The organism is Acidovorax sp. NO-1, from assembly GCF_000238595.1.
GTDB lineage: Bacteria > Pseudomonadota > Gammaproteobacteria > Burkholderiales > Burkholderiaceae_C > Acidovorax.
In genome coordinates this window covers 1-1,353 of sequence record NZ_AGTS01000097.1, presented here as the reverse complement: position 1 = coordinate 1,353, position 1,353 = coordinate 1, and the positions used below count along the sequence as shown (strand labels likewise).

At 59.8% G+C, this 1,353-nt stretch carries 1 protein-coding gene; it reads right to left on the bottom strand.

Translation table 11 applies throughout. The features are described 5' to 3' along the window. Nucleotides 1-149: 149 nt before the first annotated feature. Nucleotides 150-1,256 (bottom strand): IS5 family transposase, encoded by a 1,107-nt coding sequence (locus tag KYG_RS15645; protein WP_008905901.1) that lies wholly within the window; start codon nt 1,254-1,256, stop codon nt 150-152. Between the last annotated feature and the right edge of the window lie 97 nt (nt 1,257-1,353).

Sequence of the window (1,353 nt, the reverse complement as noted above, 5' to 3'; positions counted from 1 at the left end):
CAGGCTGCTGAAATACTCCCGTGCGTCCGGAACCTGCTCAGCGGCGGCAAGCGCATTTTTCGCAGCAGCTGCTTTCCGTATGCTGGAAGTCAGCCCGAAAACCTGCGTGTTTTCAGCCGTACAGCACGGTTTTCTGATCCTTTTTCCTTTTACACCTGCCCCTGCAGACGGATTTGCCCCAAGCTGCGCAGTCGCGTGAGGTTGTAGCCCGCCATCGTCAGCACAAACATCTGATCAACCTTATTGATCCCGCGCACCACCACCTGACGCATGTGCCCCACCGTCTTGGCCCAGCCAAAGCCTTGTTCGATCAGCTTTCTCTTTTGCTGGGAGATGGCGTAGCCTTCGCTGTCCGCGATCCTGTCAGGCACCGCCGATTGACGCCCTGATTTGTTCTGCGCCACATGGGGCAGCACGTTCATCTCTTGCAGCGCGTCGATGAACTCCTTGGCGTCGTAACCCTTGTCTGCGCCCAGCGTGATCGTGATGGGGTCATCGCCGGGCAGTGCCTGTCGCGCATCGTTGATCATGGCCTTGGCCGCTTCGCGCTCTGCATATCCGTCGGCCTTGGTGACCACGGCGCTGACCACCAGCCCGTGGCGGTTGTCGGTGAGTGTGTGGCCCATGAAGCGCAACTCACTAGCCGTCTTGCCCTTGCGGTACAGCCTTGCATCCGCGTCCGTTGTGGACTCGTGGGTGTCGTTGCTGCGCTTTTGGTCTTTGAAGTTCCCCGCGTCGGTATCGTCGTCGCCTTGGCGGTCTTTGCGCACAAAGCTCTTGTGGCCCGCCCAGGCCTGGATCAGGGTGCCATCCACGCTGAAGTGCTCGCCCGAGAGCAGTTCCTGTTCCTGGGCTTGTTGCACGATCTGATTGAAGAACTCGATGACCGCATCGTGCTCGATCAGGCGTTCGCGGTTTTTGCTGAAGACGGTGGGCACCCAAACGGCGTCGTCCATGGCCAGGCCAATGAACCAGCGAAACAGAAGGTTGTACTGGGTCTGCTCCATGAGCTGGCGCTCCGAGCGCACGCTGTAGAGCACCTGGATGAGCATGGCGCGCAGCAGCTTCTCGGGAGCAATGCTGGGGCGCCCGCCTTTGATGTCGGCCGCATACATCCGGGCAAACAGCTCGTCCATGTTGGCCAGTGCTTTATTGACCATCACACGGATCACGCGCAAGGGGTGATCGGCGGGCACGAAGTCATCGAGGTGGCGCATGGTGAACAGGCTCTCGGTGAAGGTGTCGGCTCCGCGCATGTCTGGCTTGTCTGTCTGGTCGGTTGGGTTGCCTCAATTGTCCTGGCAAGACGTCAACTGGGAAGTGACGGCGGGGAGTATTTCAGCAGCCTGCTAA

What these genes read in the sequence shown, in the direction of transcription:
- KYG_RS15645 (WP_008905901.1), bottom strand. Translation starts at nt 1,256, where the DNA reads ATGCGCGGAGCCGACACCTTCACCGAGAGCCTGTTCACCATGCGCCAC.